Annotated in this window: 17 protein-coding genes; 5 read left to right on the top strand and 12 right to left on the bottom strand. The window is 68.8% G+C overall.

Annotated features, from left to right (window positions below):
• Positions 1 to 22: 22 nt before the first annotated feature.
• From ACWF9G_RS33070 to ACWF9G_RS33025, 10 genes are all read right to left on the bottom strand, one after another.
• Positions 23 to 1,033 (bottom strand): aromatic ring-hydroxylating oxygenase subunit alpha, encoded by a 1,011-nt coding sequence (locus tag ACWF9G_RS33070; protein ID WP_452520097.1) that lies wholly within the window; start codon positions 1,031 to 1,033, stop codon positions 23 to 25.
• A gap of 62 nt (positions 1,034 to 1,095) precedes the next feature.
• Positions 1,096 to 2,244, bottom strand: a complete 1,149-nt coding sequence (locus tag ACWF9G_RS33065; protein WP_365011413.1) for a thiolase family protein — start codon at positions 2,242 to 2,244, stop codon at positions 1,096 to 1,098.
• Between the two features lie 18 nt (positions 2,245 to 2,262).
• Entirely contained in the window at positions 2,263 to 2,679 is a 417-nt protein-coding gene (locus ACWF9G_RS33060) for a Zn-ribbon domain-containing OB-fold protein (protein ID WP_378826267.1), read from the bottom strand.
• Entirely contained in the window at positions 2,679 to 3,593 is a 915-nt protein-coding gene (locus ACWF9G_RS33055; protein WP_452520095.1) for an alpha/beta fold hydrolase, read from the bottom strand. The genes ACWF9G_RS33060 and ACWF9G_RS33055 overlap by 1 nt, the downstream gene beginning before the upstream one ends.
• Positions 3,590 to 5,254: a thiolase C-terminal domain-containing protein gene (locus ACWF9G_RS33050; RefSeq protein WP_452520093.1), complete on the bottom strand. Its 1,665-nt coding sequence runs from the start codon at positions 5,252 to 5,254 to the stop codon at positions 3,590 to 3,592. The genes ACWF9G_RS33055 and ACWF9G_RS33050 overlap by 4 nt, the downstream gene beginning before the upstream one ends.
• 20 nt (positions 5,255 to 5,274) lie before the next feature.
• Positions 5,275 to 6,477 carry an acyl-CoA dehydrogenase family protein gene (locus ACWF9G_RS33045; protein WP_452520092.1) on the bottom strand — a complete coding sequence of 401 codons (1,203 nt, stop codon included), beginning with the start codon at positions 6,475 to 6,477 and terminating at the stop codon, positions 5,275 to 5,277.
• A gap of 15 nt (positions 6,478 to 6,492) precedes the next feature.
• Positions 6,493 to 7,539, bottom strand: coding sequence for an acyl-CoA dehydrogenase family protein (locus ACWF9G_RS33040; protein ID WP_452520091.1), 1,047 nt, complete (start codon positions 7,537 to 7,539; stop codon positions 6,493 to 6,495).
• Between the two features lie 27 nt (positions 7,540 to 7,566).
• Positions 7,567 to 8,406 carry an amidohydrolase family protein gene (locus ACWF9G_RS33035; RefSeq protein ID WP_452520089.1) on the bottom strand — a complete coding sequence of 280 codons (840 nt, stop codon included), beginning with the start codon at positions 8,404 to 8,406 and terminating at the stop codon, positions 7,567 to 7,569.
• Positions 8,403 to 10,028 (bottom strand): AMP-binding protein, encoded by a 1,626-nt coding sequence (locus tag ACWF9G_RS33030; RefSeq protein ID WP_452520088.1) that lies wholly within the window; start codon positions 10,026 to 10,028, stop codon positions 8,403 to 8,405. Before ACWF9G_RS33030 ends, ACWF9G_RS33035 begins: the two co-directional genes overlap by 4 nt.
• Entirely contained in the window at positions 10,025 to 10,171 is a 147-nt protein-coding gene (locus ACWF9G_RS33025) for a hypothetical protein (protein ID WP_452520086.1), read from the bottom strand. The genes ACWF9G_RS33030 and ACWF9G_RS33025 overlap by 4 nt, the downstream gene beginning before the upstream one ends.
• 237 nt (positions 10,172 to 10,408) lie before the next feature.
• On the opposite strand from ACWF9G_RS33025, the gene ACWF9G_RS33020 reads away from it, so the two are divergent.
• Together ACWF9G_RS33020 and ACWF9G_RS33015 are read left to right on the top strand one after the other, a co-directional pair.
• Positions 10,409 to 11,221, top strand: coding sequence for an enoyl-CoA hydratase/isomerase family protein (locus tag ACWF9G_RS33020; RefSeq protein ID WP_452520084.1), 813 nt, complete (start codon positions 10,409 to 10,411; stop codon positions 11,219 to 11,221).
• A gap of 45 nt (positions 11,222 to 11,266) precedes the next feature.
• The gene (locus tag ACWF9G_RS33015; RefSeq protein ID WP_452520083.1) at positions 11,267 to 12,394 is read left to right on the top strand and encodes an NDMA-dependent alcohol dehydrogenase; all 1,128 of its coding nucleotides are present in this window, start codon (positions 11,267 to 11,269) and stop codon (positions 12,392 to 12,394) included.
• A 54-nt stretch (positions 12,395 to 12,448) separates the two neighbouring features.
• Here ACWF9G_RS33015 and ACWF9G_RS33010 read toward each other — a convergent pair whose 3' ends face one another.
• Both ACWF9G_RS33010 and ACWF9G_RS33005 read right to left on the bottom strand, forming a co-directional pair.
• Entirely contained in the window at positions 12,449 to 13,945 is a 1,497-nt protein-coding gene (locus tag ACWF9G_RS33010; protein WP_452520081.1) for an acyl-CoA carboxylase subunit beta, read from the bottom strand.
• Between the two features lie 74 nt (positions 13,946 to 14,019).
• Positions 14,020 to 15,255, bottom strand: coding sequence for a cytochrome P450 (locus tag ACWF9G_RS33005; RefSeq protein WP_379311447.1), 1,236 nt, complete (start codon positions 15,253 to 15,255; stop codon positions 14,020 to 14,022).
• 157 nt (positions 15,256 to 15,412) lie between these two features.
• Between ACWF9G_RS33005 and ACWF9G_RS33000 the strand changes: the two genes are divergently transcribed.
• The 3 genes from ACWF9G_RS33000 (at position 15,413) to ACWF9G_RS32990 (ending at position 18,332) form a co-directional block, all read left to right on the top strand.
• Positions 15,413 to 16,198: an SDR family oxidoreductase gene (locus ACWF9G_RS33000; protein WP_452520080.1), complete on the top strand. Its 786-nt coding sequence runs from the start codon at positions 15,413 to 15,415 to the stop codon at positions 16,196 to 16,198.
• 121 nt (positions 16,199 to 16,319) lie between these two features.
• A complete protein-coding gene (locus ACWF9G_RS32995; protein ID WP_452520078.1) occupies positions 16,320 to 17,528 on the top strand; it encodes a cytochrome P450 in 1,209 nt (402 codons plus the stop codon).
• A gap of 45 nt (positions 17,529 to 17,573) precedes the next feature.
• Positions 17,574 to 18,332 (top strand): SDR family NAD(P)-dependent oxidoreductase, encoded by a 759-nt coding sequence (locus ACWF9G_RS32990; protein WP_452520113.1) that lies wholly within the window; start codon positions 17,574 to 17,576, stop codon positions 18,330 to 18,332.
• The last annotated feature ends 57 nt before the right edge of the window (positions 18,333 to 18,389 follow it).

Below are 18,389 nucleotides of genomic sequence, written 5' to 3'. Positions count from 1 at the left end.
GGAGCCCGCCGGCACGGCGTGATCATGGTGCCACCGGCGCGTCCACCGGCGGCACGTCGTAGAACTGCCTCGCCCACTTGCGCAGGGAGAGATACGGTTTGGCGTCCTTGGGCGAGAGCGGCGGGTGCTCCACGTATTTCTGGTACCGCCAGATGCTCAGGTCCTCCCAGACTGTGACCAGGAACTGTTTCTCCACCCGCGCCCGGACTTCCGGTGGCGGAACATCGGATTCGTCACCGGGATTGCGCGGCCACCAGATCGAATAGAACAGGTCCGAGGATTCGTCGTCGACCGGGGTGGTGGCGAAGATCAGCCGATGCCGGGACGAGCCCTCGAACGCGCTGATCGAACCACCGAGACCGAACATCTGCGCGTGGATCTTCAGCGCCATCTTGTCCGGGTCGTCGCTGCGCGCGTCGGGCCAGCCGGTCAAGAACGACCAGGTGTGATCGACGGCGCTGTAGTCGAGCATCTGCGGGGTGACGGTCGCACCGTGGACGTACTCGAAATGCAGACTGTCCGGACCGTTTTCGAGCACGACCTGGGGATGCACCGGCTCGCGTTCGGTCTTGCTCGAGAACTCCGGATACGGCCGGTAGTAGTCGACGGGATCGGAGCCCAGTTCCGGGAACATGCGCAGGATGTCGGGCATCTCCCACGACGGAGGGTTGCCTTCGGGGTGATGCCACAGGAAGACACACCCGTTCTGTTCGTTCACCGGATACACCTGCAGCCGCAGGCCGCGGTTGACCCGGTCTTCGCCGGGGATGTGCCGGTTCCTGCCGTCGGGGCCCCACCGCCAGCCGTGGAACGGGCACTCGACACAGTCGCCGACCACCTTGCCGCCGTGACCGAGGTGCGCGCCCAGATGTTTGCAGTGCCCGGTGAGGATGTGCAGTTCCCCGGCCTCGTCCCGGTAGGCGACGAGATCCTCACCGAAGTAGTGCAGCGGCTTGGTCTCCCCCTGCGGGAATTCTGCGGACCAACCGACCATGAACCAGCCGGTGACTTTCCAGGTGAACGGGACTTTCACAGGGCACCTCCTGTGCCGGATGGGGTACTCGGACATTCACGGGATCGCATAGCCTGCCCCGATCAGGTCGTCACGATGGTCGCGCCCGCGGTGCCGGGCGCACCGTAGAGCAGGGCGAATCCGGCCTTCGGGCCGCCGGCGACCTGCCGCTCACCGGCGGTGCCACGCAGTTGCAACACCAGCTCGTGCAGTTGGCGCATGCCCGAAGCGCCGATCGGTTCCCCGTTCGCGATGAGCCCCCCGTCGGTGTTCACCGGCAGTGTCCCGGAGATCTCGGTCGCCCCTTCGGCGATCAGCCGTTCCTGCTCGCCGTCGGCGCAGAAGCCCGCCTCGGCCATGTGGATGACCTCCGCGCCCGCGTCGGTGTCCTGCAACTGGACCACGTCGATGTCGGCCGGGGCGATCCCCGCGCTCTCGAAGGCCGCGCGGGCGGCGAACACCGACGGCGACGCGACCTCCTGCACGGGCGCGTAGGTGGTGTTCACCTCATAGGCACCATAGGTGCGGGTGCGTACCTCCACCGCCCGGACGTAGATCGGCGTACTGGTGAACCGGTGCGCGATATCGGCGCGGCACATGATCACCGCGGCGGCGCCCTCGTCCGGCGCACAGAACATGTAGTGGGTCAGTGGATAGTTCAGCATGGGCGCGGCGAGGATGTCGGCCTCGGCGACCGGCTTGCGGCGGAAGGCATTCGGATTGAGCACGCCGTTGCGGTAGTTCTTGGCGGCGACCTTGGCGAGGGTGTCCACCGAGATGCCGTGGTCGTGCAGGTAGCGGTTGGCTTTCATCCCGAAGAACTGGGTGGTCAGGTACTGACCGTTCTCGCCGTACCATTTCGGCATCCCGACCAGAGTGGGGTCGACGGTGAACGCACCGCGTGGATGCTTGTCCATGCCGATCGCGATGCCGATGTCGTATTTGCCGAGCCGGATGGCGTCCGCACAGGCCTCGGTGGCCGACGCCGAGGTGGCGCACGCGTTGAACACGTTGGTGAACGGGATCCCGGTCAGGCCCATCAGCGACACGATGGCATCGGGGTTGGCGACCTCCCAGCTGCCGCCGACGGCGAATTGGATGTCCCGCCACTCCAGGCCGGCGTCGGCCAGGGCCGCGCGGATCGCGTCGGTCCCCATCTGCATGGCGGTCTTGCCGGGAAAGCGACCGAACGGGTGCATACCCACACCGATGATCGCGACCTCGTTGGTCATCTCAGAAGTTCCTGTCCGTCAGGCGGGCTGGAAGGCGAAGGTGAAAACCTCGTTGCCTTCGGCGTCGGTACCGAGGGGGATGCTGGTCAGCACGACACTCATCCCGAATGTCAAAGTCGCCGGATCGTTCTCGGTCAGCCGCCCCTCGATCCGGATGATGTCGCCGAGCTGGACCAGCCCGACGCCGAACGGCACGAAGGTCGCCGCGGTCTCGTCGCCGAGATACGGTGCGCCGGGCAGGAATCCCTGCGTGGTCCAGGCGACGAGGGTGCCCGTGCGTGGCAACGTGATCGGCTCGATCGCGGGCTTGCTACAGCGCGGGCACAGGTCCTGGACCGGGAACACCGAGGCGCCGCAGTCGCCGCACGATCCGGCGATCAGCTGGAAGTCCGGCTCCGGCCAGGTGGATATCTCGGGGGCGATCATTCTCTGCATCAGTCGTTCCTCTTCGTCGAATTGGTCACCAGGTCTCCGGCTCGCACCGCGCATTCCTCGACGAAGGCCAGCAGCCCGAGGTGATAGCCCGCGGCGCCGAAGCCGACGCTCATGTTGTGGCCACATCCGGCCTGTTCGTGGTTCACGACCCGGGGCGCCGCGGTGAACATCGCGGCCAGCTCGCGCACCGCGCCGGGATCGGTGCGCCACACCCGTTCGTGCTCGGCGTGGGTCAGCCGCACCGGGATCCGCACCTGCTCGGCGAGCACCGGGAAGTCCGTCGGCCACTCCCGCACGACGACGGTTTCGTACGCCGGGGTGGCCGAGGACAGGGACCGGCCGCCGAACACCTCGGGTGGGTAGCCGTCCGGCGGGCTCCACAGCAGGTCCCGGATGCCGCCGGGGCGCCGGGTGCGGTGGATTTCCTCGATGACCCGGATCGCGGCGGGTTGCTTGTGCACGCCGGTGCCCGCCAGTTCGAGGCCGAGCAGGTCGTGCCCGCGGGGGTCGGCGGCCATCCGGGCCGCCAGATCGCAGCCGGCCGAGTGGCCGAGCACGAACGCGCCCGCGCCGCGCGGATCGGTGCCGAGCAGTGCGTCGATCGCGGCGAAGGTGGCGTCCACCCGCTGCTGGGGTGGGTCGAAAGAGCGATCCCACGGCGCGGATTCGCCGTAGCCGGGGCGGTCGAGCGCCAGCACGGTGAACCCCAGCCGCGCGCCGAGCCGGAGCAGCGACAACCACGGCCGGTCCGGCAGATCGAAGTACTGTGCGGTGGTGGCGCCGCCGTGCAGGGCGACCACCACCGCGCGTGGCTCGGCGACCTCGGCGCACAGCGCCGAGAACCTCATGCCCGCCACGTCGACCGTGCGGGTGGTCACCGGACCGGTGGTGGCCGGACCGTTCTCGCTACTCATGCGTCCCTCCGCAACAACATCACTCCGCTGGGGGTCAGTCCCCCGCTGCTGACGACCGCTACGCGGGCGTCCGGTATCTGTCTCTGTTCCGCCTGCCCGCGCAGCTGGGTGACCGCTTCGTGGATCAGGCCCATGCCGTGGGTGCGCCCGTGCGAGAGCTGACCGCCGTGGGTGTTGAGCGGCAGAACGCCGTCGCGGGCGATGTTGACGCCGCCGGCCAGGAAGTCCTTCGCCTCGCCGATGCCGCAGAAGCCGAGGGCTTCGATCCAGGACAGGCAGTTGAAGGTGAAGCCGTCGTACAGCTGGGCGACATCCACGTCGTCGGGGCGCAGGTCGGTGCGTGACCACAGGTGGGCGGCCTGGCCGAGCACCTGCGGTTCGTGGGTGAGGGTGCTCTGATCCCATTCCAGGCGTTCGGCGATCTGCGTTCCGACCGCTTCCACCAGGACGGCGGGCTGGGCCAGATCGGCCGCGGTTTCGCGCGCGGAGACGACCACGGCGACGGCGCCGTCGCAGGGGACGTCGCAGTCGTAGAGACCGAACGGGGTGGTGATCGTGCGCGCGGACAGGTAGTCGTCCATGGTCAGCGGATCCCGGTAGATCGCGCTCGGGTCCAGCGCCGCGTTGGCGCGCTGGTTGAGCGCGATCCAGCCCAGGGTCTCCCGGTCGGTGCCGTAGCGGTGGAAGTGGCGTTGCGCGGTCTGCGCCAGCAGGTGCGCGGCCGACACGGCGCCGAAGGGCACCAGCCAGGGATCGGTGATGCCACCCGACGGGATGATCCGCCCGGTCCGCACGAGTTCGCCGTAGCTCGATTCCCAGACCGTGCGGAAGCACAGGACGTGCCGGGCCAGCCCGCCGGCGACGGCGAGCATGGCCGCGATCACCGATCCGCCGGGCCCGAAGGTTTCGGCGCCACCGTTGTGCCAGGTCGGATACAGGCCGAGTGCCGATTCCACCGCGGTGACACCGCCCTCACCGAACGGCCCGAAGTCGCCGGATCCGGGGTAGGTCGACAGTCCGTCGATGTCGTCGAAGGACAGTCCCGCGTCCTGCACCGCCGCCCGGCACGCCTGCACCGTCAGCGACATCGGGTCGGCCAGCAGCCGACGGCCGATCCGGGACCGGCCGATGCCGGTGATCGCGACCCGGTCCTCGAACTTGGCCTCGGTCACCGGCCCGCGAATCCGCCCGCGCAGCCGTGCCGGTTCCACCGGATCCGTGGGCAGCGCCGAAAGCGGTTCCGCCGCCGCTGGATCCGCCGGCCGGAACAGTGGCAGCCAGCTCCGGCCCGCCTGCTGGAATTCCACGATCATCCGCTGTCCCAGTATGAGATCGGCCGGGTCGGCGCCGATCACGTTGGTGGTCAGCCGAACCCGGTCGTCCTCGGCGATCGCGACCTGGGCGACGACATACGGTGCGGGCAGACCGGGCACCGCGAAGCGGTGGTTGACGGTGAATCCGATCAGCGTGGCGTACCCCGAGACCGCCTGGATGTCGAAGTCCTCGCCCCGGCAGTACCGGCACACCGGCCGCGGTGGATGCACGAGCGCGGCGCACGACCGGCACTGCCGGAAGCGCAGCAGGCCGTCGGCGCCGGAGGCCCAATAGAATTCGGTCTCCGGCGTCGTCGGCGGTGGCAGCCGCTGGGTGTCCTCGGCCACGGGTACTCCCTCCGAGCCGGTCAGCTCGCCTTGGCCTTCGGCGTGGCGAGCGGTGCGTAGGTGGGCCTGCCGAGTCCGAGGATGTGCTGGGCGATCATGTTGCGGAACACCTCGAGGGTGCCGCCGTAGATGCCGCACAGCGGCGCCCACCGGAAGATGTATTCCATGCCGCCGTCGTCGGCCGCGCCCTCGGTGTCGATCGGCAGCGCGGCGGCGGGCCCGAGAATGTCCATCAGGTCCGGGGAGATGTCGCGCATGGTCTGGGCGATGGCCACCCGGCCGAACATGTGCGGTGCGGACAGGGCCGCTTCCATCCGGGCGATGCTGCGGCCCAGCCGCAGCGCCACCGAGCGGTCGTCGAGCAGCCGCTGCCCGCCGGGCCCCGGCGTCGCCGCGATCGCGGTGACCCGGTCGACCGAGGTCGCCATCATGGTGCCCTGGTGCACGAGGATCGACACGTCCTGCAGTCCGTCGGCTTCGGCGTCGACCACGCCGTGTTCGGTGCTGAGCGGACCCATCAGGACCGACCAGCCCTCGTTGACCGCGCCGAGGCGGTACCTGTCGTCGACCCGGACATCGCTGTAGTACACGATGTTCGTGCGGTCGCCGTCGACCGTCTTGATGCCCTGGATCTCGATGCCCGGACTGTCCAGTGGCACCAGGAACATGGTGAGGCTCTTGTGTTTACGCGCCTCGGGGTCGGTGTTGGTGATGAGGAAGACGTACTGGCAGTTGTGCGCACCGGTGGTGAACATCTTCGAGCCGTTGATCACCCACTGGTCGCCGTCGCGCACCGCCCTGGTCTTGCACATCGCGACATCGGATCCGCCCTCGGGTTCGGTGTAGCCCAGGCACAGCCGGATCTCGCCGCGCTCCAGCCCCGGCAGAACCTCGGCCTGCAATTCCGCGGAACCGTGCGAGCGCACCGAGGTCGCCACGATGGCGGTGGTGCCCCAGGTGACCCAGGGAATGTGCACCCGCCGCTTCTCCAGGTCCCACAGGCGCCTGCGCAGCCTGCCCAGTCCCCCGTCGCTCTCGTCGGCGAGTTCGGCGCTCAGCCAGCCGGCCGCACCGAGGGCCAGATGGACGCCCTCGTCGAAGTTGTCGCCGGTCTCGCGGTCCCGGCGCCGCACCTCGTCGGTGACGTGGGTGGCGAGGAATTCCCGTGCCCCGTCGAGGAATTGCCGATCCTCGCTGGACAGTTCGACGCGTGAGAAATCCATGTTCGTACTCCGTTTCTAGGCGGTCGCCGCGGCGAAGAGTTCGGCGACCTGCACCGCGCTGGCTCCGAGGTCACCGGCGGCCAACGGCCAGCCCCTGGCCCGGAGGAGGTAGGACGCGGCCGCCGATTCCTCGGACACGCCGAGACCGCCCTGGACGTGAGTCGCCGTGGTCGCCGCTTTGGGCGCCGCTTCGGCGATGTAGACGAAGGCCGCGGCGGGCAGACCCGGCTGCACGGTGGGTTCGTGTTCGAGGAACCAGGCCGCGCGCCGGGTCAGGTTGCGGGCGGCGTGGACGGTGATCGCGATATCGGCCAGCGGGTGCGAGATGCCCTGCAGCGTCGAGATCGGCACGCCCATCGTGTAGCGGGTGGTCGCGAACTCCGCGGCGATCCGCAGGGTCTCCTCGACGAGCCCGACCAGGGCGGCCGCGGTGAGTACCCGCCATTCGTCCAGGGCGCGATCGTATTCGGCCAGGGCCGCTGCCCCCGCGGCCAGTACTGTCCGGTGGTCGGCCGCGGCGGGATCCACCCACGCCATCGGTAGCTTGCCGATATTGGCGACCGGCGTCGGGCGGGTGTCGAAGCCCAGCTCGACGATCTCCTCGCCGTCGCGCACGATGATCCGGTCGGCCGCGGCGGCGGCGCCGACGAGTCGCCGCCCGGTCGCGGAATCGACGCGGGTGTCGAGCGCGACCAGGCGCTCGCCCTCGACGACGGCGCTGCCTGCCGCACCGGTCAGCGCGCCGAGGCGGGCGAGCAGCCGGGCGGCGCAGACGTGGTCGATCCAGGGCACCGGAGCGAGCGCACGGCCGAGTTCCTCGGCGACCAGCGACAAGTCGACCAGCGTCGCACCGTCACCACCGGCGGCTTCGGGCAGTGCCATCGTGGTGGCGCCGGTAGTGCACAGCTGTTCCCACAGGTCCTTGTCGAAGCCGGTTTCCTCGGCGGCCCGGACGGTGTCGATCGGACTCCGCGAGCGGAAGAACTTCGCGTAGACGGCTTGGAGTTCGGTCTGGTCGGCGGACAGGGAGTAGTCTTGCCTGCGCAATTCGTAACGGTCCATTGTGGTTTGCTCCTGATTTCGCCTGCGTCAGCTGCTGACGGGCCGGTCGCCGAAGAAGAATTCCTGGGCGTTGTTGTAGAGGTAGTTGTCCACCACGTCCTCGGGCAGATCCAGCGCCAGCGCCTCGGGCACCACCCGGCGCATGGCCAGGACCGGCCAGTCCGAGCCGAAGATCACCTTGTTCTTGCCCCGGGTCCGCATGAAGTGGATGAGGCTGTCCGGCAGACGTTTCGGTGACCAGGCCGAGGTCATCAAGCGCAGATTCTCGTACTTGATGAGCAGTCGGATGGCAGTGTCCCACCAGGGGTCGGCGCCATGGATCATGCACAGCCGCAATTCCGGAAACTGGTAGCAGACGCGATCGAGATAGATCGGGTTCTGCACTTCACCCGGAATCGGCGGGCCGGGAAGGCCGGTGTTCATGCACAGCGGCAGACCCATTTCCGCGCATTTGTAGTAGAGCGGGTAATACACGGCATCGGTGGGCGGATACCGGCCGTCGCCCCAGAAGCTGGCGCCGGTCGTCGTATAGCTGACGGGCAGATCGCGCACGAGTGCCGACAGTTCCCGCAGCGCCGGGACCGGGTGCAGCAGGTCGACTCCGTTGACCGCCAGGGAGAACCGGTCCGGTCGCTGTTCGACGAATTTCAGCGCGGTCGTCGACGGCGTGACCATCGAGTACATCAGCACCGCCTTCTCGACGCCTTGTTCGTCCATCTCACCGAGCAGGGCGTCGAGGTCGACCGGGGCGTACATCGAGCCGCCGCCCTTGAAGTAGTCGTCGCGGACCTTGAGCATCCAGGGCGGTTGAGCCCGTTCGCCGAAGTGCACATTGACCAGGCAGTCGTTGACCTTGCGTTCGCTCATGCTCCGATTCCTTCCGCGGTTTCCTCGACCGCCCGCTGCATGGCCCACCGGTAGTCCGGCTTTCCGTTGCCGAGCCGCCGGATCTCCTCGACGAAGATCACCGCTTTGGGGACCTTGAATCCGGCCAGGCGCGACCGGCACAGGTCGCGCAGCGCCGCCGCGATGTCGTCGCCGGGGGTATCCGTGCACGCCAGTGCGACCACTTCGTTTCCCCAAGTGGCACTGGGTCGTCCGACGACCAGCGCGTCGCGGATGTCCGGGTGGGCGCGCAGGACCTCCTCGACTTCCTCGACGAACACCTTCTCGCCGCCGGTGTTCACGACCAGGGCGTCGCGCCCGAGCAGTCGCAGGGTTCCGTCGGCGTCGACGGTGGCCCGGTCGCCGGGCACCGCGGTGCGCACGCCGGCGATCTCGGGGAAGGTGCGTTCGGTGGCCTCGCGGTCCTGGAAGTAGCCCAGCGGCACCCGGCCGGTCCGGGCCGCCCAGCCGACCTCGGTCTCTCCCGGCGTCAGGAAACGGGTGCGGTCGTGCGACACCGCGGTGCCGCCGGGCATCGGGGCGAAGGTGTCGACCTCGTTGCCGCGGGTGCTGCGGCCGAAGCCCATTCCCCCGGTTTCGGAGGATCCGTAGCCTTCGACGATGTAGGCGTGGGGCAGCAGCTCGAGCAGGTCGTGCCGGTGCACCGGATTCGTCGCCGCGCCGCCGGTGCCGATCGCCAGCAGCGCCGACAGGTCGTAGTCGCCGGCGCGCAACGCGCGGACCAGCGGCCCGGCGTAGGCGTCGCCGACGATGGTCATGAGCGCGGCCCGCTCAGCCTCGGCGATCCGCAAGGCGTTGGCGGCGTCGAAGCGCTCGCGGTCGTCGTAGAGCACCACGGTCTGCCCGGCCAGCAGGCCCGCGAACGAGGTCCAGATGCCGGCCGCGTGCGACAGCGGTGACACCGCGAACCACACGTGCCCGGTCATCCGCGCCAACTGGTACAGCCCGTCCGGCACTTCGTGATCGGCGCCGTTCATGGACGAGACGTACATGTCGCCCTGCCGCCAGAGCACACCCTTCGGCCTGCCGGTGGTCCCGCCGGTGCACAGCATGACCAGGTCGTCGGGCGAGGTCTCGATCACCGGTTCCGGACGGCCGACGGTCACCGCGTTCTCGTATCCGGTCGCGCCGGCGATCTCGGGGATCCGGCTGCCGTCCTCGACCGAGATCAGAAGGTCGACCCCCTCGGGCATCGCCTCGGCGACGACGGGTCCGAACGAGCGGTGGTAGACGATGCCGCGGGGCCGCAGGTAGGCCAGCAGGTCGCGGATCTCGTGGACGGTGTAGTGGTGGTTGATATTGACCGGCACCACACGGGCTTTCAGGCAGCCCAGCATCACGTCGAGATACTGGTCGTTGCGCAGGACGAGCGCGATGCGGTCCTGACCGCATTCCCACCGGTCGAGCTCGGTCCGTTCGGTGTGCACGCCGAATCCCCGGCCCGCGAGGAAGTTCGCGAATCGGCGGGTGCGCAGTGCCGTGTCGCCGAAGCTACGGCGTCGTTCGCCGCAGACCGTGGCCGTGCGGTCGGGTACCGCCGCGGCGATCTCGTCGAAGACCGCGCTGATCGTCCACTCGCTCACCGCGGCACTCCGCTGCCGGCGTCACCGGACACGGCGGTGCCGTCCGGCACAGCTCTGGGCGATCGCCCGTCGAAGGTGAGGGCGGCGAGCGGCTCGTAGTACTGGTTGCCGACGTCGATCGCCGAACAGCTGAGCGCGGTCATCAACATCCTCTCGTGTCACGGGGTCGCTTCGACATGTGGCCACCGGTGTCGATCCACCGCGTCCCGGTGGCCGCACGACGTACCGCAGCTCGAATAGATATGACTACTGTATACGTAACAGTAGGGCTGAAAGCAAGGAATTCGGCTGCAAACCCGAACACTCTCCAGCCGGAACGGTATCGTTTACAGTATCAGCGACAGTAATTATGACGTCGATGATCGGAAGGTGGCATGCGGGTGGCAGGCGAAGACGAGGACACCACGGGCAGGGTCGACGTCACCCGCGACGGGCCGGTACTGCGCCTGACGCTGCATCGGCGCACCCGGCGTAATGCCCTGTCCCCCGGCATGATCGACACCTTGACCGCGGCGCTGACCGGCGCCGCTACCGACGAGCAGCTGCGCGTCGTCCACCTCAGCGGTGCGGGCGAGCACTTCTGCGCCGGTGTCGACTGGGTCTCGACCAACGACGCCGGACGCAGGCCGCCTGCCGGCGATCTGGTCCGCCGCATCCCCCACACCGCCCACCGCGTGATCGAACTCCTGCACGCCTGCCACCTGCCCGTGGTGTGCACCGTGCGGGGATGGGCGGCCGGGCTCGGGTGCAATCTGGCCCTCGCCGCCGACTTCACCCTCGCCGACACCGACGCGGTGTTCTGGGAACCCTTCCTGCCGCGCGGGTTCAGCCCCGATTCGGGCGCCACCTGGCTGCTGCCCCGGCTCGTCGGGCTCGCCCGGGCGAAACGCATGCTGCTGCTCGGCGAGAAGATTTCCGCCACCGAGGCCGCGGACTGGGGCCTGATCCACGCCACCACCGCACCGGCCGACCTCGACAACGCCACTGCCGAACTGCTCGACCGGCTGGCGAGCGCGCCGACGGTCGCGCTGGGTCTGGCCAAGCGGGCCGTCCACCGCAACCTCGGCACCGGGCTCGCCGAGGCCATGGACAACGAGCTCTACGCGCTCGAACTCGCCTGTCGTACCGCGGATTTCAAGGAAGGTCTGGCGGCGTTCCGGCAGCGCCGCGCCCCGGACTTCCAGGGCCGCTGACCCGGCCGACCCCACGTCCCCGCCCGACACAACGAAGAAGGTCCGATGAAAACCAAAGGCGCACTGATCCGGGACCGGCACCAGGCGTGGTCGATCGAGGAAATCGAGATCGGCGACCCGCGGGCCGGTGAGGTCAAGATCCGGATGGAGACGGCCGGATTGTGCGATGCCGACCACCATCTGGCGACCGGGGACCTCGACCTGGCCGGTTTCCCCGTCCTGGGCGGCCACGAAGGCGCGGGCGTCGTCGTCGAGATCGGCGGGGGCGTCGACGATCTGCGGGTGGGTGATCACGTGGCGATGTCGTTCGTGCCCTCCTGCGGCGTCTGCCCGCCGTGCCGGGCCGGACTGTGCAATCTGTGCGACCTCGGCGCGGGCCTGCTCGGCGGCGCCGCCGTCGCCGACGGCAGTTTCCGGGTCACCGCCGGTGGCCGCGACGTCTATCCGATGGCCCTGGTGGGAGCGTTCGCGCCCTATGCCGTCGTGCATCGCGCCTCGGTGGTCAAGATCGACCCCTCGATCCCGTTCGAGATCGCCTGTCTCGTCGGCTGCGGCATCACCACCGGCTACGGATCAGCCGTGCACACCGCACGGATCCAGCCCGGTGACGATGTTGCCATCGTCGGTTTGGCGGGGGCGGGGGCGTCCACGCTGCAAGGCGCGGTGCTGTCGGGCGCGGGCCGGGTGTTCGTCGTCGATCCGGTCGCCTGGAAACGCGCGCAGGCCGAGAAGCTCGGCGCGACCGCGGTTTTCCCGGACCTCGCGACCGCCACCACGGCGATCGCCGACGCGACCGCGGGACGCATGTGCCACAAGGTGATCGCGTCGATGAGCCGCCGCGACGGACACGATCTGGAGGCGTGGCTGAACCTGACCGCGCGAACGGGTACCTGTGTCCTCACCGCCATGGGTCCCACCATGGCCGGTGAGGCCGCCCTCACGTTGTCGATGCGCGCCTTGCTGCAGAAGAACATCCAGGCCACCCTGTTCGGCGGCGGCAACCCGCACGAGGACATCCTCGAGGTGCTCGCGCTGCACAAACTCGGCGACCTGGACCTCGACGCGGCGGGCACCAAGGAGTACCGGCTCGACCAGATCAACGAGGCGTACGGGGAGATCCACCGCACCCCCGGACTGCGCGGCATCATCCGGTTCACCGAGTCCGATCACTGAACCATCGACGAAGGGGGTCGGGCAGCCGCCCGACCCCCTTCGTCGTCACCCGGTTCAGGGCAGGATGACCGTGCGCCCGACCGGCTGCGCCGCCGCCTGCCGGGCGTAGATGCCACGTTGCAGCGACCGCAGCAAGGTGTTGCGGGTCTCCTCCGGCCGGATGAGCTCGTCGAAGCCCATGTGCTCGGCCGAGTGATACGACGCCGTCAATTCCATCTCACGCAGTTCGGCGGCGAGCTCCTCCTCCGCGTGCGAGGCGTTGCTCAGCGCGGCCGCGCTCATCGCTCCCATCGTCGCTCCGGGGTAGGCGAAGGTGCCCGCCTGGCCGTCGAATCCGATCAGCGACATCACCATGGAGCCGAATCCGTAGGCCTTGCGCAACGTCACGTGCAGTTTCAGCGTGGTCGCCGCGGTCTGCGCGACGAACATCCTCGCGCCGCTGCGCAGCACGCCTTCCCGTTCGGACTCGCTGCCGGGCAGCATGCCGGGGTTGTCGGCGAGGAAGATGATCGGCAGATGGAAGGAGTCGGCGACCATGATGAAATGCGCCGCCTTGTCCGCGGCGTCGGCATCGATCGACCCGGCCAGCACCTGCGGCTGATTGGCGATCACGGCGACCGGATGACCGCCCAGGTGCGCCAGCGCGCAGATGACGGCGGTGCCGTGGCCGGGCTGGACCTCGAACCAGTCGGTGTCGTCGAAGACCACGTCGAGCACGGCCCGCATGTCGTAGGAGTTGCGGTTGTCCCGGGAGACGATGCCGAGGAGTTCCGGTGTCGCACGGGGTTCCGTCGACGCGTCGGCCTGGTAGACCGGCGGGTAGGACCACGCGCTCGGCGGGAAGTACGACAGGTAGCGGCGGATCTCGTCGAGGACGTCCTCGTCGGTCTCGCCGACGTTGTGGACGACCCCGCTGGGAATCGCGACGTCGGGGCCGCCCAGATCCTCCTTCGAGACGTCCTCACCGGTCGACATCTTCACCACCGGCGGCCCTGCGGTGAAGATCGCGCCCTGCTTGCTCATGATCGCGAAGTCGGCCACGGGCGCGATCAGCGCGCCGTGGCCTGCCGAGGGGCCGAGGACCGCGGTGACCACCGGCACCTTGCCCGAGCACTGGGCCTGGGCCAGCAGATCGGTCGGCGTACGGCCGTAGTGGTCGCCGGTGGGCCGGAATCCCGCGCCTTCCAGCAGCATCACCAGCGGAACCCGGTCGCGCACCGCGAGTTCGGCCAGCCGGTAGCGCTTGGCGTTGCTGCCGGGGGCGATGGTGCCGGCGAGAGTGGTGAAGTCCTCGGCGCCGACCATCACCGGTACGCCGTTGATCAGCCCCGAGCCCGCCACGATCGCGTCTGCGGCGACCGCGCCGCCGACCAGCGTGCCGAATTCCTGGAAGGTGCCCGGGTCGAGCAGGTGCTCGATCCGGGCCCGTGCGTCGAGTTTGCCCTTGCCGCGATGTTTTTCGACGCGCTCGGGGCCACCCATCTCGAGCACACGGGTGCGCCGCCGCTCGAGATCGTCGAGGGTCTCGTCCCAGGTATCGGCATGGTTCATTTCGGGCCTGTCTTCTCTGATGAGCGTGCCGCGGCGGGCACACGGGGCGGGGAACGGATCGGCCGGGGCTCGGGTCAATCCAGGGTGAAGCGGATCGGCAGGCGCTTGAGGCCGCCCACGAATGTCGTTGCGGTGAGCTCGGGTTCACCGGCGAGCTCCACCGATGTCAGCCTGGGCACCAGTTCGTTGAAGAAGCTGCTGATCTCCATGCGCGCGAGCGCGGCACCGAGGCAGAAGTGCACTCCGTACCCGAAGGCGACGTGCTTGTTGGGTTCGCGGCCGACGTCGAACCGGAACGGGTCGTCGAACACGTCCTCGTCGCGGTTGGCCGACGCGTACGACAGCAGCAGCGAATCGCCCGCCGGGACGGTGACACCGCTGATCACCGAATCCTCGACCGCGGTGCGCATGAAGGCCTTCACCGGGGTCACCCAGCGGATGATCTCCTCGGTGGCCCGAGGCATGAGCCCCAGGTCACCGCGGAGCCGGTCGAGCTGATCGGGATGCTCGACGAGCGCGCGCAATCCGCCGGAGATGCTGCTGCTAGTGGTGTCGTGTCCCGCGGTCGCGATGATCGCGTAGTACGACACGATGTCCACGTCCGAGAGCGGCTCGCCGTCGATCGTCGCGTTCGCGATGGTGGAGGCCAGATCGGCGGTCGGCTGCGCGCGACGCGATTCGGTGAGTTTCTGGAAGTAGGCGAACATCTCGATGAGCGCGTTCATGCTCTCGTCCGCCGGGGTCGACCGGGTGAGCTCGGCGTCGTCGTTGCCGGTGAGCTCCTGGGTCAGCTTGAGCATGAGCGGGAAGTCCGATTCGGGCACCCCGAGCAGCGACATGATCACATACAGCGGGAAGTTCACCGCGACCTCGCTGACGAAATCGCATTCGCCGCCGGTGTCGCGCATCCGATCGACGTAGCGCACGGCGAGTTCCTCGATCCGCAGCTTCATCGCGCGCATGGCCTTGGGCGCGAACCAGTCCGCGGCGATCGCGCGCACGACCCGGTGCTGTGGGTCGTCCATGTGGATCAGGGTCTTGATGCCGACCGCGGCCTGCATCTCGTCCGACCGCGCGGTCATCAGCACCGGCCGCGGCCAGTTCGTGAACCGCTTGTCGGCGCGTTCGACGGCCATGATGTCGGCGTGCTTGGTGAGCGCCCAGAACGGCTTGTAGTCGGGCACCTCCACCCGCGCCACCGGATTGCCCGCCCGCAGCGCGGCCAGCGCGGTGTGCAGCCTCTTCTCATCGGTGTAGACCGTGGGATCCGCGAGGACGTTCGCGGCTTCGTCGACGACCGGCATGCTCATCAGCACCCTTTCGGATTCTCGGCTCGCCCGACCGGCTCCGGTGGTGTCACCCGACGCCGGTGAGCGCGTTGTCTAGGTCACAACAGTGATTTATAGTTGGGCTTACTGTCAAGCATTCGGTAAATACTTCTGTCGCATCTACGAAGGGGTAGAGTTGATGAGTTCCCAGCAGCGCAGGATCGTCGTGGTCGGTGCCGGATCGGGCATCGGGGCCGCCGCCGCGACCCACTTCCACGAACGTGGCGACCACGTCCTCGCGGTCGATCTGCGCCCCGGCGACACCCCGGCGGCGCGACAGGAGATCTGCGATCTGCGCGACGCGGCGGCCATCACCGACCTGCTCGGCCGGATCGGCGGCGACTGGGACGCCCTGGCTTTCGTCGCCGGCGTCCCCGGTACCGCACCCGCCGACGACGTCCTGGCGGTGAACTATCTCGGCATGCGGCTGTTCACCACCGGCATGCTGCCCCTGCTGCGCCAGGGCGGCGCGATCGCCACCGTGGCCTCGGTGGCGGCGCTCGGCTGGCAGCAGCGCATCGACGACCTCGCCGGGCTCCTCGCCGCCACCGATATCGCGGCCGTGCGGGATTGGCAGCGGACCCAGGACCCGGCCTACCCCGTCTACAGCACGTCCAAGCAGGCCGCGATCATCTTCGCCAAGCGCCTGGCACCGTCGGCGTGGCAGAAGTACGGCGTGCGGGTCAACACCGTCAGCCCCGGCCCCACCGATACCCCGATCCTGACCGACTTCGAGGCGTCGATGGGCAAGGAAGTCCTCGACGCCGTGAAGGCCACGATCGGGCGGCACGCCACGGTCGCCGACATCGTGCCGGTGATCGATTTCCTCACCGGCCCCGGCTCGCGATGGATCAACGGCCAGGACGTGCACGTCGACGGCGGTTTCGTCGCGCCGATGACGGTCGGACCGGCCGTCGAGCTCTGACCCCAGGACACCGGCACCGGTCCCGGCCACATTGCCCGGACCGGTGTCGACTCATATACTGTATGTCTTACAGTAAATACGTCCACTCCGCCGTTCGGCGTGACGAAGTCAGAGGTGATCCGTGAACAGTCCCGTCGAGGACCCCGCAGCGACGGTCGCAGAGGTGCCCGATCCCCATGACCCCTACCCGTTCTTCGCGGCACGCAGGCGCGCGGGCGGTGTGTTCCACGGGACGGTGATGGACTACTCCCGCACCCCCGCGGAACTGCGCCCCACCGACACCTTCGCCGCCGTGTCCTGGTCGGCCGTGAATCAGGCGCTGCGCAACGGATCGGTGTTCAGCACCCAGCTCTACGACGCCACCATCGGGGTGTTCATGGGGCCGACGATCCTGGCGATGAACGGCCTGACCCACAAGGCGCACCGCAACCTGGTCTCGGCCGCGTTCAAACCGCAATCGCTGGTGACGTGGGAGCCCGAGATCGTGCGCCCGATCTGCGACAAGCTGATCGACGAGTTCATCGCGGAAGGCCGCGCGGATCTGGTGCGCGACTTCACCTTCGAGTTCCCCACCCGGGTCATCGCCCGGCTGCTGGGCCTGCCGGAGGAAGACCTTCCGTTCTTCCGGGAAGCCGCGGTGGCGATCATCAGCTACGCGGGCAACGTGCCCCGCGCATTGCAGGCCTCCAAAGACCTCAAGGAGTACTTTCTCGAGCACATCGAGATCCGGCGGTCCGCGCCCGCCGACGACATCATCAGCAATCTGGTCACCGCGGAGATCGACGGCGAGAAGCTGTCCGATCGCGCGATCTACTCCTTCCTGCGGCTGCTGCTGCCCGCCGGGCTCGAGACCACCTACCGGTCCTCGGGCAATCTGCTCTTCCAGCTGCTGACCCATCCCGACCAGTTCGCGGCGATCCAGCACAACCCCGGTCTGCTACCGCAGGCGATCGAGGAGGGACTGCGGTTCGAGACACCGCTGACGCTGGTACAGCGCTATGTCACCGAGGACACCGAACTCGACGGTGTCGCCATCCCGGCGGGCGCGGTGCTGGACCTGTGCCTCGGATCGGCCAACCGCGACGAATCCCGCTGGGAGCGGTCGGAGGAGTTCGACATCTTCCGGCCCCGCCTGCCGCACATCAGCTTCACCGCGGGCGCTCACACCTGCCTCGGACTGCACCTGGCGCGCATGGAAACCCGGGTCGCGATGGAGGCGCTGCTGCGCAGGCTGACCAGGATCACCCTGCTGCCCGACGGTGATCCGCACATCTTCGGCCAGCCCTTCCGCTCGCCGACCGCACTTCCGGTGCGCTTCGATGTCGTCTGATCCGCGACTCCACCACCGTTTCCGAGTTCGAGGAGCCCTGTGAACATCAGCACCCTGTTCGACCTGACCGGCCGTGCGGCACTCGTCACCGGAGCCGGCGGCGGTATCGGCGCCGCCGTCGCCGCCGCGCTGGCCGCGCAGGGCGCGACCGTCGTCGTCACCGATATCGACGGTGGCGCAGCCGAAGCCACGGCGGACAAGATCGTCGCCGACGGCGGCCGGGCCACCGCGACGGCGCTGGATGTCCGCGACCGGGCCGCCGCCGACGCCGCGGCCGCACTCGCGGCACAGGCCGGTGGCGGCACGCTCAACATCGTGGTGAACAACGCCGGGATCACCGAGCCCGCGATGTTCGGAGCCACCACCGAGGAGTCGGTGCTGCGGATGCTCGACATCCATCTGCTCGGCGCGTTCCGCTGCACCCAGGCGGCGCTGCCGTATCTCCCGGCCGACGGGACGGGGCGCATCATCAACGTGACGTCGTCGGCGGGTCTGGTCGGCACGCTCGGGCAGGTGAACTACTCGGCCGCCAAATCCGGCATCGTCGGCATGACCAAGTCGCTGGCGAAGGAGCTCGCGCGCAAGCAGATCACCGTCAACGCGCTGGCCCCGGCCGCGGCGACGCCGATGACCGAGACGATTCGCACCGATCCCCGGTTCGCCGAGCAGATGCTCAGCCGCATTCCGATGCGGCGCTGGGCCGAACCACAGGAGGTGGCGGGCGCTTTCGTCTTCCTGGCCTCCGACGCCGCCTCGTTCGTCACCGGCCAGATCCTGGCGGTCGACGGCGGCCTGGTCATGTGACATCGAAACCGACAGAGGCCGGTGCCGGCGGAGTTCCGGCACGGGCCTCGTCGTCGG

This window comes from Nocardia sp. NPDC055029 (assembly GCF_053608525.1).
Note: the sequence above shows the minus strand (reverse complement) of the source record. Positions and strands in the feature narration are given on the sequence as shown.

Coding starts and splice junctions, on each gene's coding strand:
- ACWF9G_RS33060 (WP_378826267.1), bottom strand. CDS start 2,679: ATGCAGAGAATGATCGCCCCCGAGATATCCACCTGGCCGGAGCCGGAC.
- ACWF9G_RS33025 (WP_452520086.1), bottom strand. CDS start 10,171: ATGACCGCGCTCAGCTGTTCGGCGATCGACGTCGGCAACCAGTACTAC.
- ACWF9G_RS33000 (WP_452520080.1), top strand. CDS start 15,413: ATGAGTTCCCAGCAGCGCAGGATCGTCGTGGTCGGTGCCGGATCGGGC.
- ACWF9G_RS33065 (WP_365011413.1), bottom strand. CDS start 2,244: ATGACCAACGAGGTCGCGATCATCGGTGTGGGTATGCACCCGTTCGGT.
- ACWF9G_RS33040 (WP_452520091.1), bottom strand. CDS start 7,539: ATGGACCGTTACGAATTGCGCAGGCAAGACTACTCCCTGTCCGCCGAC.
- ACWF9G_RS33035 (WP_452520089.1), bottom strand. CDS start 8,406: ATGAGCGAACGCAAGGTCAACGACTGCCTGGTCAATGTGCACTTCGGC.
- ACWF9G_RS33010 (WP_452520081.1), bottom strand. CDS start 13,945: ATGAACCATGCCGATACCTGGGACGAGACCCTCGACGATCTCGAGCGG.
- ACWF9G_RS33045 (WP_452520092.1), bottom strand. CDS start 6,477: ATGGATTTCTCACGCGTCGAACTGTCCAGCGAGGATCGGCAATTCCTC.
- ACWF9G_RS33005 (WP_379311447.1), bottom strand. CDS start 15,255: ATGAGCATGCCGGTCGTCGACGAAGCCGCGAACGTCCTCGCGGATCCC.
- ACWF9G_RS33055 (WP_452520095.1), bottom strand. CDS start 3,593: ATGAGTAGCGAGAACGGTCCGGCCACCACCGGTCCGGTGACCACCCGC.
- ACWF9G_RS33015 (WP_452520083.1), top strand. CDS start 11,267: ATGAAAACCAAAGGCGCACTGATCCGGGACCGGCACCAGGCGTGGTCG.